The organism is Agarivorans sp. JK6 (assembly GCF_045277145.1).
Classification (GTDB): domain Bacteria; phylum Pseudomonadota; class Gammaproteobacteria; order Enterobacterales; family Celerinatantimonadaceae; genus Agarivorans; species Agarivorans albus.
The window spans coordinates 325,028-340,289 of record NZ_CP113525.1; the positions used below are offsets into that span (position 1 = coordinate 325,028).

13 protein-coding genes are annotated in these 15,262 nt (G+C 46.4%); 6 read left to right on the top strand and 7 right to left on the bottom strand.

Annotation, left to right across the window (positions count from 1 at the left end; genetic code table 11):
* Nucleotides 1–23: 23 nt before the first annotated feature.
* From OV592_RS01480 to OV592_RS01505, 6 genes are read right to left on the bottom strand one after another with little or no spacing between them, the layout of a single operon-like run.
* Nucleotides 24–869, bottom strand: a complete 846-nt coding sequence (locus tag OV592_RS01480; protein ID WP_016399828.1) for an ABC transporter permease subunit — start codon at nt 867–869, stop codon at nt 24–26.
* Complete coding sequence (potH, locus tag OV592_RS01485) at nt 869–1,792, bottom strand: putrescine ABC transporter permease PotH (protein WP_406610165.1); 924 nt, start codon at nt 1,790–1,792, stop codon at nt 869–871. Before potH ends, OV592_RS01480 begins: the two co-directional genes overlap by 1 nt.
* Nucleotides 1,789–2,928, bottom strand: coding sequence for a putrescine ABC transporter ATP-binding subunit PotG (gene potG, locus OV592_RS01490; RefSeq protein ID WP_016399826.1), 1,140 nt, complete (start codon nt 2,926–2,928; stop codon nt 1,789–1,791). Before potG ends, potH begins: the two co-directional genes overlap by 4 nt.
* A gap of 60 nt (nt 2,929–2,988) precedes the next feature.
* Nucleotides 2,989–4,098, bottom strand: a complete 1,110-nt coding sequence (locus tag OV592_RS01495; RefSeq protein WP_406610166.1) for an extracellular solute-binding protein — start codon at nt 4,096–4,098, stop codon at nt 2,989–2,991.
* Between the two features lie 46 nt (nt 4,099–4,144).
* Entirely contained in the window at nt 4,145–5,503 is a 1,359-nt protein-coding gene (locus OV592_RS01500) for an aspartate aminotransferase family protein (protein WP_406610167.1), read from the bottom strand.
* A 32-nt stretch (nt 5,504–5,535) separates the two neighbouring features.
* Entirely contained in the window at nt 5,536–6,867 is a 1,332-nt protein-coding gene (locus OV592_RS01505; RefSeq protein ID WP_016399823.1) for a glutamine synthetase family protein, read from the bottom strand.
* Nucleotides 6,868–7,101: 234 nt separating this feature from the next.
* Here OV592_RS01505 and OV592_RS01510 point away from each other — a divergent pair, with 234 nt between their 5' ends.
* From OV592_RS01510 to OV592_RS01520, 3 genes are all read left to right on the top strand, one after another.
* On the top strand, nt 7,102–8,472 hold the full coding sequence (locus tag OV592_RS01510) for a glutamine synthetase family protein (protein ID WP_016399822.1): 1,371 nt from the start codon (nt 7,102–7,104) through the stop codon (nt 8,470–8,472).
* Nucleotides 8,473–8,511: 39 nt separating this feature from the next.
* Nucleotides 8,512–9,789, top strand: a complete 1,278-nt coding sequence (locus OV592_RS01515) for an NAD(P)/FAD-dependent oxidoreductase (protein WP_406610168.1) — start codon at nt 8,512–8,514, stop codon at nt 9,787–9,789.
* 141 nt (nt 9,790–9,930) lie between these two features.
* A complete protein-coding gene (locus OV592_RS01520; protein ID WP_406610169.1) occupies nt 9,931–10,902 on the top strand; it encodes an aldo/keto reductase family oxidoreductase in 972 nt (323 codons plus the stop codon).
* A 58-nt stretch (nt 10,903–10,960) separates the two neighbouring features.
* Here OV592_RS01520 and OV592_RS01525 read toward each other — a convergent pair whose 3' ends face one another.
* Nucleotides 10,961–12,298 (bottom strand): MATE family efflux transporter, encoded by a 1,338-nt coding sequence (locus OV592_RS01525; protein ID WP_406610170.1) that lies wholly within the window; start codon nt 12,296–12,298, stop codon nt 10,961–10,963.
* 301 nt (nt 12,299–12,599) lie between these two features.
* Between OV592_RS01525 and OV592_RS01530 the strand changes: the two genes are divergently transcribed.
* From OV592_RS01530 to OV592_RS01540, 3 genes are all read left to right on the top strand, one after another.
* Nucleotides 12,600–13,109 carry a GNAT family N-acetyltransferase gene (locus OV592_RS01530; RefSeq protein WP_406610172.1) on the top strand — a complete coding sequence of 170 codons (510 nt, stop codon included), beginning with the start codon at nt 12,600–12,602 and terminating at the stop codon, nt 13,107–13,109.
* The gene (locus tag OV592_RS01535; RefSeq protein WP_406610173.1) at nt 13,100–13,552 is read left to right on the top strand and encodes a DUF3291 domain-containing protein; all 453 of its coding nucleotides are present in this window, start codon (nt 13,100–13,102) and stop codon (nt 13,550–13,552) included. Before OV592_RS01530 ends, OV592_RS01535 begins: the two co-directional genes overlap by 10 nt.
* Before the next feature lie 133 nt (nt 13,553–13,685).
* A complete protein-coding gene (locus OV592_RS01540) occupies nt 13,686–15,224 on the top strand; it encodes a glutamate synthase-related protein (protein WP_406610174.1) in 1,539 nt (512 codons plus the stop codon).
* Nucleotides 15,225–15,262: the final 38 nt, after the last annotated feature.

Here is a 15,262-nt window from a genome sequence, read left to right on the forward strand (position 1 = left end):
TTTTATTCCTCAAAATTCAACGCCTATTTAGCATTGCTAATCTTTAATTCTAGCAAGCGGCGTTTTTCTGCTTTGGCCATTAACCACCAAGCAATAAAAGTAGCGACAGATACTACACCAATAATCAGGGTAGCTAGGGCATTAATTTTGGGACTTACCCCTAACCTTACGCTAGAAAACACCACCATCGGTAAGGTTGTGGCACTTGGGCCCGATACAAAGCTGGCAATAACCAAGTCGTCTAAGGATAAAGTGAAGGCCAATAACCAGCCGGCCACTAAGGCAGGAAGAATTGTCGGCAGGGTGATAACGAAAAACACTTTAAAAGGTGTCGCGCCCAAGTCCATAGCGGCTTCTTCGATGCTTTTATCTAGCTCGCGCAAGCGCGAACTCACCACCACCGATACATAGGCTGTACAGAAGGTGACGTGGGCAATCCAAATAGTTAGCATGCCGCGTTGGCTAAATAGATCAAATACTTGGCCTAAAGAAATAAACAGCAATAACAGGCTTAAGCCGGTGATAACTTCTGGCATCACCAGTGGGGCAGTAATCATAAAGGCAAAGCTGGTTTCGCCTCTAAATTTGCTATAGCGGGTCATCACAAAGGCAGCAAGGGTACCTAATACTACAGCTGCGGAGGCAGATAAAAAGCCAATGAGTAAGCTTAAGCTAATGCCATTCATTAGTAGTGAGTCGTTAAACAGCGCCCCATACCACTTGGTAGAAAAGCCACTCCACACCGTCACTAAACGGTTAGCGTTAAACGAGTAAGCGATAAGGCTTAAAATCGGCAGGTATAAAAAGGCCAAGCCAAGGCTAAGTATCAGCCACTTCCACTTAGTTTTGTAAACCGGGATCGCGTCCATTAGCTGGCCTCCAATTCACGTTTTTGATAACGATAAAAGAACATAATTGGCACCATCAATAGTAATAACATCACCGAAGCTACCGCAGCAGCGACTGGCCAATCACGGTTATTAAAGAATTCTTGCCACAGCACTTTACCAATAAGAATTGAGTCGGGCCCACCCAGTAACTCAGGAATAACAAACTCACCTACAGCGGGAATAAATACCAACATTGAGCCCGCAATAATGCCAGCTTTGGTTAGCGGCAGTAGCACTTTGAATAATACCGTTAGGGTCGAGGCGCCTAAATCACGTGCCGCTTCTATTAGCGAGTAATCAACGCGCATAAGTGCGGTGTATAAGGGCAGGATCATAAACGGCAAATAGGTATACACAATGCCAATATAAACCGCTGTGTCGGTGTGCAGTATTTGCAGCGGCTCGTCGATAACACCTACGTAAAGTAAGATGTTGTTTAAGAAACCGTTGTTTTTAAGAATGCCTATCCAGGCATAAACCCGAATTAGAAAGCTGGTCCACGAGGGGAGAATAATCAGCATCAGTAAAATATTTCTATTAGCTGGGCTTGAATGTACGATGGCCCAGGCCATTGGAAAGCCGATCACAAAACACAAAAAGGTAGAAATCGAAGCAATGCGTACCGACTGCAAGTAGGAGCTAATGTAGAGATCGTCTTCGATTAAGTAGCCATAGTTGCCTAAATTGAGCAGTATTTGCACTTGCTCATCCACCATAGTGATTAACTCACTATAGGGAGGAATGGCAATCATTGCCTCGGCAAAACTGATTTTAAAGACAATAAAGAACGGCATTAAAAAGAACAAAAATAGCCAAAAGTAAGGCACCGCCATAATGGCGCAGCGCCCACTTGGCACCCAGCGATTAAGCCTTTGTTTAAGTTTGTCGTTAAGCGTGGTCATATTTTGAGTACCACGCAGCTGTCGGCTTGCCAGCACAAGTACACTTGGTCTTCCCAGGTTGGCATATTGTTGCGGTGGCGGCTGCTATTAGGCATAGCGGCGGTGACCCGTTTACCGCTGGCTAAACGCACATAGTAAATAGACTGATCGCCAAGATAGGCGATGTCTTCTACCTTGCCTTGACATACATTGTTATGGCGCCCTTTAAGGGTTTTGAAAATACTCATTTTTTCGGGGCGAACTGCCACCATGAACGGAACGCCAGGGGCTGATGATACGCCATGATTTAAGCTAATCGGATAACCAAGCTCTGGGCTGTCGATAGTTGCGCTGTCGTTGTCATTGTCACGCAACACACCTTCAAATACGTTTACAGAGCCAATAAACTCGGCACTAAAACGTGAGTTAGGGTATTCGTAAATTTCTTCTGGTTCGCCCACTTGAATAAACTGGCCGCGATTCATAATGGCAATGCGGCTTGCCATGGTCATGGCTTCTTCTTGGTCGTGGGTTACCATTACGCAGGTAACGCCAACTTTTTCTAGAATATCCACTACTTCAAGCTGCATTTGACCACGCAGGTTTTTATCTAGTGCACCCATCGGTTCGTCTAACAGTAACAGTTTTGGACGTTTAGCTAGGCTACGTGCCAGTGCCACACGTTGGCGTTGTCCACCCGATAATTGATGCGGTTTGCGGCGAGCGTAGTCTTTCATGCGCACTAGCTCGAGCATCTTAGCTACTGTTGCGCCAATTTCATCTTTGGGCAGCTTGTCTTGTTTTAGGCCAAAGGCGATATTTTGTTCCACGGTCATGTGGGGAAATAGCGCATAGGATTGAAACATCATATTCACTGGGCGCTGATGTGGAGGTACACCAATCAGCTCTTGGCCATCGAGAATAATTTTGCCAGCACTGGGCTTTTCGAAGCCAGCTAACAACCTTAGTAAAGTGGATTTACCACAACCCGATGCACCTAATAAGGCAAAAATTTCGCCCTTGTTTATGGTTAGGCTTACGTTGTCTACGGCAATTGCGCCGTCGTAGTCTTTGCTCAAATTTTCAATGTGTAACAAAGGTTCCGGGGCTTTTTCTCCATCAACTGGAAGCTTTGAAATGTGTGACACCGCAGCCATTGCGGATCCTCCATAAAGAATCAAAAACGCACTTGCCACCCAAGGGTGGCAAGTGATTACTTAGTTTTGAAGAAACTTAGTCCAAGAGCGTGTCAGAGTTCGAGACGCTTTTGCTGGCATTACCTTGGCTCCATATAATTTAGCCAAGGTTTCGTCACTTGGATAGATACCCGGATGTTCAATAATTTCAGGATCAATAAACTCTTTAGAGGCAGGCGTTGGGTTGGCATACCATACGTAGTTAGAGATCTCCGAAATCACTTTAGGCTGTAGCAAGAAGTTAATGAATTTGTGTGCATTATCTTTATGTGGTGCATCAGCTGGAATGGCCATTAGGTCAAACCAGGCTAAGGCCCCTTCTTGCGGGATAACGTACTCAACCACTACTCCGTTATCGGCTTCGGCAGCGCGATCTGAGGCTTGCAGTACATCACCAGACCAGCCAATAGCCACACAAATATCACCGTTCGCTAAGTCGTTAATGTATTGCGAAGAGTGAAAATAAGTCACGTAAGGGCGTACTGATTTGAGCAGTTTGTATGCCTCGCCAGTGTCTTTGTAGTCGTTCGGATCAACACTGTTTGGATCTTTACCTACGTAATGCAGCGCTGCTGCAAATAACTCGGTTGGAGCATTTAAAAATGCCACTCCACAGCTTTGTAGTTTTTCCATATTCTCTGGCTTAAATACCAGATCCCAACTATCTACTGGGGCGTCGTCACCTAATACTTCTTTAACTTTGTCTACGTTGTAACCTAAACCTGTGGTTCCCCAAAGGTAAGGCACTGCATATTGATTATCCGGATCTGCAGTTTCATCAAGCATTGACATGATTTTATCATCTAAGTTGGCGTAATTACTCAACTTTGTTTTATCTAATTTGATAAACGCACCAGCCTGAACTTGGCGGGCTAAAAAGTCTGAAGTTGGCACCACAATGTCAAAACCGGTTGAGCCAGAAAGAATCTTGGCTTCAAGTACTTCGTTTGAATCGAATACATCGTAAACCACTTTAATGCCGGTTTCGGCTTCAAACTGGGCGATGGTATCTTCGGCGATATAGTCAGACCAGTTGTACACATTAAGTACTTTTTCTTCGGCTGCCTGCAGGGTAAATGCGCTGGCAGCTAACAGGGAGGCTAGGGTTAGGGTAAAGCTAGCGTTTTTCATGTTGTTCTCCAAATCCTTGTGGTGATTGCTCGTACTGCTTCGCGGATTAACTCAATGCCTGCAGAGTGTCATCCAAACTTTGTTTTGCCAGTGTAATTAACTGATCGACTTGTTGTTTTGTAATAACCAATGGGGGTGAAATAATCATGGTATCGCCGCAAGCGCGCATGATAAGCCCATTGTTTATGCATATATCGCGACACACACCGCCAGCGCCTTGCTCTTTGCTAAAGCGTTGCAGGGTATTTTTATCGGCAACCAGCTCTATGGCAGCCACCATGCCTTTACTGCGAGCCTCGCCGACTAAGGGATGGCTAGCCAGTTCTTGCCAGCGTTGGGCTAGATAAGGGGCTATGTCATCGCGTACATGGCTAATAATGTTCTCTTGTTGCATGATGCGAATGTTTTCAATGGCTACCGCGCAAGCTGCAGGGTGGCCGGAATAGGTAAAGCCATGAGCAAATTCGGTATCGGCCTCGGTTAGGCCTTGAGCTACTTTGTCCGACACCATCACTGCGCCCATTGGTAAATAGCCAGAGGTAATGCCTTTCGCTAAACACAGTAAATCTGGCTTAATGTTGTAGGTTTGGCAGGCAAACCATTCACCGGTGCGGCCAAATCCACAGATCACTTCGTCTACTATCAACAAAATATCGTATTTGTCGCAAATGCGTTGAATCTCAGGCCAATAAGAGTCGGGTGGAATAATTACGCCACCGGCACCTTGAATAGGCTCGGCGATAAAAGCTGCTACTTTATCTTCGCCTAGCTCTAGAATTTTTTGCTCTAATTGCTGAGCACGCTCTAAACCAAACTGTTGTGGATCTTGGCCTTGGCCTTCTTCAAACCAATAAGGTTGATCGATGTGGCTAATATTAGGCAATGGCAAGCCACCTTGGGCGTGCATAAAGCCCATGCCACCAAGGCTTGCTCCCGCCATGGTGCTGCCGTGATAGGCGTTGTTGCGACTAATTATTTCTAACTTATTGGGCTGGCCTTTGCTGGCCCAATAGTGGCGTACCATGCGTACTACGGTGTCATTGCACTCTGAACCCGAGCCGGTAAAAAAAGCATGGTTTAGGCCCTCTGGTGTTAGCTCGGCTAGCAGGGTAGATAATTCAACCGCCGGGCTGTGAGTCGTTTGAAAAAACAGGTTGTAGTAGGGCAGCTGCTGCATTTGTTTGGCTGCAGCACCCACTAACTCTTGGCGACCATAACCTAGATTCACACACCACAGGCCGGCCATGGCATCGAGCAACTTATTGCCCTCACTGTCGAATACAAACACACCTTCGCCTCGTTCTATCACTCGAGCTCCCTTGGCATTTAACTCTTTAAAGTTAGTGAAAGGGTGCAAACAGTGGGCGCTGTCTTGTTGTTGTATCGTCAATGTTGCTGTGCTCATTTCGCCTCCTTGTGGCTGAGTTAACTCTGGGTTTATACGTTGAGTAACAAAAACTCACGTTCCCAAGAACTAATGACCTTGAAGTAGGTTTGGTATTCCTTACGTTTTACTGCCACGTAACAGTTCACAAAGCGTTCACCCAGAATTTCCTTGAGTTCGTCGCATTGCTCTAACTTAACTAATGCTTCTTCTAAGGTGCCGGGCAGGGTGTAACGATCTTCGCTTACATCACCTTTTTCCTCTGCAGAAGGTGTTAGTTGTTTTTTCATGCCGATGTAACCGCAGGCTAAGGTAAGTGCCATGGCTAGATAAGGGTTGGCGTCGGCGCCGGCAAAGCGGTTTTCTACGCGGCGATTTTGCTTATCTGATAGCGGTACGCGTAAACCCACGGTGCGGTTGTCGATGCCCCACTGCAAATTAATTGGCGCCGAGTCGCCAAACATTAAGCGTCGATAGCTATTCACGTTAGGGGCATAAAAGGCAATGCTAGCGGGAGTAAATTGCTGTAAACCGGCGATAAAACTTAAAAACATTTGGCTGTTGCTACCATCTTCATTAGCAAACAAATTGTTGCCATTATGGTCTTCTAAGCTTTGGTGAATATGCATCGCACTGCCGGGCTCATCTTCCATTGGCTTAGCCATGAACGTGGCATAGGTATCATGCTGTAAGGCTGCTTCGCGCATGGTGCGTTTGAAAAGGAATACTTGGTCACAGGCTAACGTCGGCTCGCCGTGATCAAAGTTAATTTCCATTTGCGCTGCACCAGATTCATGTACCAAGGTATCTACGTCTAGGTTCTGAGCTTCGCAGTAGTCGTACATGTCTTCAAACAGCGGATCAAATTCATTTACCGCATCAATGCTAAAAGATTGACGTGCTGTTTCTGGTCGGCCATTACGTCCAATGGGTGGCTCTAGTGGGTAATCCCAGTCGAGGTTTTTCTTCACTAAGAAAAACTCTAGTTCTGGCGCCACAATTGGCTTCCAGCCTTCTTTTTCGTAGAGCGCGAGTACTTTTTTTAGTACCGAGCGTGGCGCCATGCCTATCAGCTCGCCTTGGCTGTCGTAACAATCGTGAATAAGCTGAGCGGTAGGCTCTTTGGCCCAAGGAACAAAACGCAGGCTGTCGGTATCGGGCTCTAGGTTCATGTCTTTTTCGGTCCAATCGAATAAGTCATCATCGTCGGGCCAGTCGCCAGTGACTGTTTGGTAGAAAATTGATTCAGGCAGGCGCATACCGCCTTCTTTTAGATACTTGCTGGCGGGAATGATTTTGCCGCGAGCATTACCGGTTATATCGGGGATGAGGCACTCAACTTCGGTTATACGATTTTCCTCAAACCACTTCCTGACGTTATCCATAATCACCTGTCATAAATCTGTTAAGTAAATAGGGGCATTTTCTTGTTTAGCTTAATTTTTGCCCCGTATTAATTAGAATTGTCATGATTTTTCGCCAAAGTCAACAGAGTGTTAAATAAAAACTAAATATAGCCCCTTTTTTAGCTTATTGTGCAATTTAATTTGCATTATACTTAACACTGTGTTGTAAATTTATAGGGTTTAAGGGACGCTTTTACCAAGGGACTGTTAATTATGTTGAAACACCAGCCACAGATTCAGCCAATCAGTATGCTTCAACAAGTAGAGGATTTTTTGGCGGCTCATCCACAGTTAGAGAGCATTGATTTAATGCTATCTGATATGAATGGTGTGATCCGCGGTAAACGCATAGAAGCGGCGTCCTTAGCCAAAATTGCCCAAGAGGGGATGTGTTTACCGGCTTCGGTATTTGCGCTAGATATTTGCGGTGACACCGTAGAGCAAACCGGACTGGGCTTTGAACAAGGCGATGGCGATCGTATTTGTCACTTGTTACCGCATAGCTTGTCGATGATTCCTTGGAAAAAAAATGCCGCGCAAGCTTTATTAACCATGCATGAAGTTGATGGTTCGCCATTTTTTGCAGACCCACGACAATTACTTAGTAAAGTATTGCAAGGATTACATCAGCAAAATTTGTTTCCTTGTGTGGCTATTGAGTGGGAGTTTTACTTACTTGATGCACGTAGTGAAAACCGCCAACCACAAGCGCCGCTGTTGCCAAAATCGCAACAACGTATGCAACAAACCCAAGTTTATTCCTTAGATGAACTCGATGAATTTGATGAATTTATTCGTGATATTCAGGATTACTGCCATACCCAAAATATTCCCAGCGACAACGTTATTGCAGAATACGCTCCTGGGCAGTTTGAAGTGACATTGCAGCATCAGCACGACCCGCTGCTGGCTTGCGATCAAGCCATTCTCTTGAAACGCGCAATTAAAGCAGTAGCCAAACAACATGGCTATTTAGCCACTTTCATGGCCAAACCTTATGCCGAGCATTCTGGCAATGGCTGCCACGTGCACATTAGTATGTTAGACAAGCAGGGCCATAACCGCTTTTCCACTGAACAAAGCTTGCTGGAATTCGCCTTGGCCGGGCTTTTAGACACCATGCCCCAGGCCATTGCTTTGTTAGCACCTAATGCCAACTCTTATCGCCGATTCCAACCAGATATGTTTGTGCCATTGCAAGCCGATTGGGGTTGGGACAACCGCACCGTTGCCTTGCGCATTCCTTCTGGTAGCACTGAAAATACCCGTATCGAGCACCGTGTAGCGGGTGCCGATTGTAACCCTTATATTGTTATGTCGGCCTTATTGGCCGGGATTACCCATGGCATAGAACAACAGCTTGATTGCCCTAAAGCAGTGAGCGGCGATGCCAGTAAAGTACCAGCCCCTGCTTTGCCGAGTTCCTGGCAACAGGCCTTAGCCGAATTTGAGCACTCCACCTTGTGGTCGCTCCTAGGTGCAGATTTTAGCCATGTGTACCATGCCAACAAACTTAATGAGTGGCAGCGCTTTGAGGCGCAAGTGACACCTTTAGAGCAGCAGTGGTATCAGCAAATGGTGTAGTGCGAACAGCAGATTTGTTTTTATGTTTAAGGTGAGAAAATGAAAGCGCAACATGCAAATTCATATTATGCAGCAAGTGCCAACCTACAGTTGGACTATCCGCAACTACAAGGCGAGCATCAAGCTGATGTATGTGTAGTAGGAGCAGGTATAACCGGCGCTAGCACCGCACTAGAGTTAGCTAGCCAAGGTTATAAGGTTATTTTGCTGGAAGGCAGCCGAGTAGGCTGGGGAGCCTCGGGACGAAGTGGCGGACAAGCTATTTTTGGCTGGGCCAGTGAGCAGTCCACCCTAGAGAAATTGGTTGGTAAAGATGATGCCAAAAAACTCTGGGACCTCTCGGTTGAATCGCTAGCTGTTACTAAAGACAACATTCGCAAACACCAAATTGATTGTGATTGGCAAGATGGTCAAATTCATGTTGCGATTAAAGATCGTCATGTTCGCGAGTTAAAAGAATGGCAGCAACAGCTTAGTGAAGATTACGGCTATGAGCATTTAGAATATTGGTCGCAAGATAAGCTGGAAAGCCAGTTAAAAAGCCCCCGTTATTTAGGCGGCATGTTTGATTCAAATAGCGGTCACTTACATCCGCTTAATTACACCTTAGGCTTGGTAAAGGCTGCTGAAAATGCTGGCGCTAGCATTTATGAAGACAGCAAGGTCATCAAAATTGAACACGGCGCTAAGGTTAGGCTTCATACCGAGCAGGCTAGCGTTAGTTGCCAACATGTGGTGTTGGCCTGTAATGCTTATATGGAAGGATTAAACAGTAAGTTAGAAAGCAAAGTAATGCCGGTAGGTACTTATATTTGTGCCACGAAACCTTTAGGTGAAGAGCGTGCACGCGAACTGATTGCCAACAACATGGCGGTATGCGACATCAACTTTGTACTGGATTATTACCGTTGTTCTGGCGATCACCGCATGTTGTTTGGTGGCCGAGTGAGTTATTCGGGAATTGAACCACGTAATTTAGCGCAAACCATGAAACAACGCATGGATTGGGTTTTCCCCCAATTAAGCGATGAACCGGTGGAGTTTGCCTGGGGTGGTAATGTAGGCATCACTATTAACCGTGCGCCACACTTTGGCCGAATAGCGCCAAATGTGTATTTTGCTCAAGGCTTCTCCGGCCACGGCATTGCAGCCACGGGTTTGGCGGGTAAGTTAATGGCAGAATCAATTATGGCCACCTCAGAGCGCTTTGACATATTCGATAAAATTCCACACATGCCTTTTCCCGGTGGGCGCTTATTACGTACTCCTGCCTTAGTGCTTGCCATGACCTATTACCGAATTCGGGATTTGCTTTAGTACTATCGGCTGGCCAAGCGCCAGCCGTTCAATCCTTGTTTCTCGTACTATAGTTCGTGTTTTCTGCCTATAAACCTATTAGCGTCTGCTGATTTATCGTTATACTTGCCTAATATTCGTAATCATAAAGGTAAGCACGTAATGGCTGCATCACCGATTAATCAGGTTTTTCCTAAGGCAAGTCGCCTTGTATACGGCTGCATGGGCTTAGGCGGAAACTGGGATAACTCACCTGTAACGCAAGATCATTTAAGCCAAGCGCATACCGCTATTGATGCGGCCTTAGAAATAGGTATTAACTATTTTGACCACGCCGACATCTATACCATGGGTAAGGCTGAGCAAGTATTTGGTCAAGTATTGGCACAGCGCCCAGAGCTGCGTGAGCAAATTATTCTGCAAACTAAAGCGGCAATTCGTTTTGGTGATGAGCAGTGGTGTGGTCGTTATGATTGGTCGGCAGATTACATTCGTCAAAGTGTTGAAGATTCGCTGCGCCGCTTACAAAGTGAAACCATTGATGTGATGATGCTGCACCGCCCAGATCCCTTGGCCGAAATGGACGAAGTGGCCGCGGTGCTTAGCGAGCTTAAAGACAGTGGTAAAGTGCAGCACTTTGGCGTGTCTAACATGAGTGGAGCGCAAATTGCGCATTTGCAATCGCTGCTGAGTTTTCCGCTAGTGGCTAATCAGTTAGAGATGAGCTTGTCGAAACTAGACTGGCTTGACCACAATATTGCAGTAAACGACGAACAGGTAAAAGGCCACAGCTTTGTGCCTGGTACCCTTGAGTATTGTGCTATGAATAAGGTGCAAATTCAGGCTTGGGGAAGTTTATCGCGTGGCTTATTTAGCGGTGCCGATTTATCAAATGCCAGCCAAGCCCAGCGTGATACCGCGCAGCTCGTTCGCCAATACGCCGATCAAAACTCAAGTTCGCCAGAGGCCGTTGTACTAGCGTGGCTAATGCGCCACCCTGCCGGAATTCAGCCTGTGATTGGCAGTGTAAACCCAGACCGCATTCGCGCCTGTGGTGATGCGACTAAACTGCAGCTTAGTCGCGAGCAATGGTATCAGTTGTATGTCACATCGCGTGGCAAGGCTTTACCTTAAACACTGCATGTTGCAGAAAAAAACGCCGAGCTAATGCTCGGCGTTTTTGTTTGTAAAGCTACGCTGCTGGTGGCGTGAACTTTGCTTTAAGTTGTTTTACCAAGCTTACCAGCCACCATGCTACTACTGCGCTAAGTATTACTGTAGATAGCGGCATTACCAGCCAGATCCCCACCACACCATAGGCGGCGGGTAACAGCAACATAAACGGCAGTTGAATAGCCATATTGCCGACCGAAATAAAGCTAGCGCGATTGGCGCGGTTTATCGACTGAAACACCACCGCGCCGGTAAAAATTAAGCCATCTAATGGCATGGCCCACAGGTGTAAGCGAATACCGCTTACGGTGGCGTCTAATAGTGCAGGGTCATCGTTGTTAAATATCGACACGCTAAGTTCGCTAAATAGGTTCATCAAAAACACCGCCGCTACACCGCTGCCTAGGATAATGCTAAAGCCTAGCGCCATCACTTTGAGTACATTGTCGTAGCGTTTAGCGCCAAAGTTAAAGGAGATGAGAGGCTGCATGCCGTTCGCAAACCCTTCGGCAATAAAGTAATAAATAACGCTTAAGTACAACACAATGGCATAGGCGCCGGTATCGGTCACACTGCCATAACGTAAAAATAAGTAATTGTGCACCAAGGTAATAAAGGCGGTGTATACCGTAGTAAAAAAGCTGCTTAAACCTAAATTGCTTATATTGGCGAGGTACTTTGGCTTTAAGCTAAAACCGCTTACTTGAAAACTCAAGCTGCTGTAGCGAGAGAAAAAGTATGCAATGGCCAAGAACATTACCAAGGCTTGTGCGCCTAAGGTGGCGTAAGCCGCACCCGCTAGCTGCCAATCCCACTTTACAATAAATAAATAATCGAGGCCGATGTTGGCCAATGCGCCCACTATCATCAATAGGGTGGCAAAGTTGGGAGAGTTGTCGTTTCTAATTAATATGGGCAGGGCGCAGCTAAACAATACAACCAGCGCGCCGTTACCTAAAATGCCTAAGTAGCTCTCGGCCATATGTTGAATATTGCCGCTGGCCCCTTGCAAGGTAATGGGTTTGGCGCCTAATAAGGCCAAAATGGCACTAAACAGCACCGCCATAATTAGCATGAGCAAGAAGGCGTGGCTTAACAAACTCTGCGCCTTGCTGGTTTTACCCTCACCGGTAGCAATAGAGATTAACGCACCGCCACCTACTCCAACCATTAAACCTAAACCGGTGACTAAAAATATAATCGGCCAAGCTAGGTTAATGGCTGCTAACCCTTCTGCGCCGAGCACTTGGCCAATGAACATGCCATCAACAATCAGATAAATACCACTCACAATCATTGCTACGACCGAAGGAATGGAATAGCGCCAAAATTGTAAGGTAATGTTTTTACTAAGCATGATTGACCAAGGTTAGGGAATAGAAAGTACTCAGTGAGCACTGAATTGCAGCCCCATCATATTCACTTTAATGGAGCTGACAAGAGGGAAAGCTAACAAATAAGGGCTATGCTTATTGTTTGTGCAAATGCTGCCCGAAGGGTGCGGATAAGCGAACTTTACTCTTTGTTAAGCACTTCTTACTTAGCCCACTAGGTTTCTACGTGCTCGCCGCGATTAAAGCCCGCTTATCTCGAACAAATCTTTAACACCAAAGGTCAACAGACCCTAGTTCAAGCTTTGGTTTTTACGAGGAAAACAAGTGGATTCATATGTAACCATCCGAGCTGCCAAAGTGGAGGACGCTGCGGCCATTAGCCAATTACTTTGCGATTTGTCTCGTCGTTACTTGGTGGACGATTTTACCGAGCAAGGAGCACAACGCTTGCTAAGAGCGATGAGCGAAAGGGCTATTCGTTCTTATATCCGCGAGGGTTTTTGCTATCACCTTGCCGAGCAGAAACAGGCAGGAAAGGTGGAGTTATTAGGTGTGGTTGCCACTAGGGATAACAGCCACCTTTATCACCTTTTTGTTGCCGAGCTTGCTCAAGGAAAAGGCTTAGCAAGTCGCCTTTGGAAACACGCTAAAGCCCTATGTATAGCAAACGGCAATAAGGGCGAGTTTACGGTTAATGCGTCGTTATCTGCTAAAGCAATGTATCAGGCTTGGGGCTTTGTTGCCGAGCAAGAACAGCGCAATACCAAGGGCATTATCGATGTGCCAATGCGCCTAACACTCAATGAGCAAACTAAGGAGAAAACATGCAACTAGCGCAGTTAAATATTGCTACCGCCAAAGATGATTTAGATTCACCCCTGCTCAAAGATTTTGTCGATAATTTAGATCCCATTAATGCCATTGCTGATGCGAGCGAGGGCTTTATTTGGCGGCTTAAAGATGACACCGGCAATGCGACTGATGTGCAAGCTTTTGATAACCCAAGGATGATTGTCAATTTATCGGTATGGGAGTCCTTAGCTAGTCTGCAGCACTTTATGTTTAAAACTCATCACATCGACATTATGAAACGCCGGGCAGAGTGGTTTGATAAATCGCCGTTGGCAACTTACGTATTGTGGTGGGTGGAAGATGGCCATGTTCCCAGCACCGTTGAGGCACTGCAGCGTTTAGAGTTATTGAGGCAGCACGGAGATACGGCTCAGGCCTTTAGTTTCAAAAAAACATTTAGCGCAGAAGACGCCTTACAGCGCTAATCTAAGGTTTGTTTTTAATAGCCTTTAGCATCCTTTGTTACTCAGGTTTTGTTGCTCCTCTTTGGATAGAAAGCGTCTAAGCTAAGTAAATGCAGGGCGAGTATGCCCCGCCATTTTTGCGCAAGGAGAGGGTATGACTAAGCCGATTATTGCCGATAACAAACCCAAGAAGGTGAGTTTAACTAAGGGGGACCAATACTACTTTTGCAGCTGTGGTCGTTCTAAATCCCAACCCTTTTGTGATGGCAGCCATGCTGGTACCGGCCTTAGCCCCAAGGCTTTTACCGCAGAAGAAACTGGTGATGCTTATTTATGTGCGTGTAAAACCACGGCAAATAGCCCATTTTGTGACGGCAGCCATAAGCAGTTTAGTGCCGAACAAATAGGCCAAGAAGCCCCACAGCCTCAAACTAAAAGTGCTGCACCGCAAGCCACTCCTACAACTGAAGAACCCACCGTTGCCTTTATTCATCAATTGGCGCGTGAAGGTTTATCAAAACTGGGTCACCATGGAGCAATGACCTCAATGGGGGTACCTAGGCATCTTCTGCCACATTGGGACGACATCCAAGTGATGGTGGCACAAATGGCCAAAAAGCCTTTGATGGAAGAGCAATCTGTGGCCACAGAACTAATTATCGGCCCAGAGGCGAAAAAGCCACTGCAGCTAAAGATTCCTCTATTTGTTTCTGATATGAGTTTTGGAGCCTTATCGGAAGAAGCTAAAACCGCGCTGGCTAAAGGCGCCGAGCTGGCCGGAACAGGGATTTGTTCTGGTGAAGGCGGCATGTTGGCTGAAGAGCAGCAGCAAAACTCCCGTTACTTTTATGAGTTAGCCAGCGCCAAATTTGGTTATCAAGAATCACTGCTTACTCAAGTTCAAGCTTTTCACTTTAAAGGAGGCCAAGGTGCAAAAACCGGTACCGGAGGGCATTTACCTGGCAATAAAAACCATGGCAAAATTTCTCTGGTTCGCGGCATCGCTGAAGGACAACCGGCAATCTCCCCGCCTACCTTTGCCGATTTACACAGTAGCAAAGACTTTAAACACTTTGCCGATCGGGTGCGTGAAATAAGCGGCGGCATTCCCATTGGTTTTAAGTTAAGTGCCAACCATATCGAGCGAGATATTCAATTTGCTTTAGATAGCAGCGCTGACTACATCATTTTAGATGGGCGTGGTGGCGGTACTGGTGCGGCACCAGAAATATTTAGGGATCATATTAGTGTGCCCACCATTCCAGCCTTAGCCAGAGCGCGACGCTATCTTGACCAACAAGGTGCCAGTGGCAGAGTGAGTTTGATTATTACCGGCGGCTTGCGCTTACCTATGGATTTTGTCAAAGCCATGGCTTTAGGCGCCGATGGTGTAGCAGTATCTAATAGCGCCATGCAAGCCATAGGTTGCGTGGCAGCGCGGATCTGTAATACCAATAATTGCCCGGCTGGAATTGCTACGCAAAATGCTGACTTGCGCCAGCGTTTAAATGTGGACAAATCGGCTCAGCAACTGGCTAATTTCTTTGACGCATCGGTAGCGCTAATGCAGGTTATGGCGCGAGCATGTGGGCATCATCATCTTAATCAATTCACTAAAGACGATTTGGCAACTTGGCATCGAGAAATGGCGCATTTAAGTGGCATAGCTTACGCAGGCTTTAGCGCAGTGTAGTGTTGTTTTATTGGCTATTTAAGCAGCTATTTTGTTGC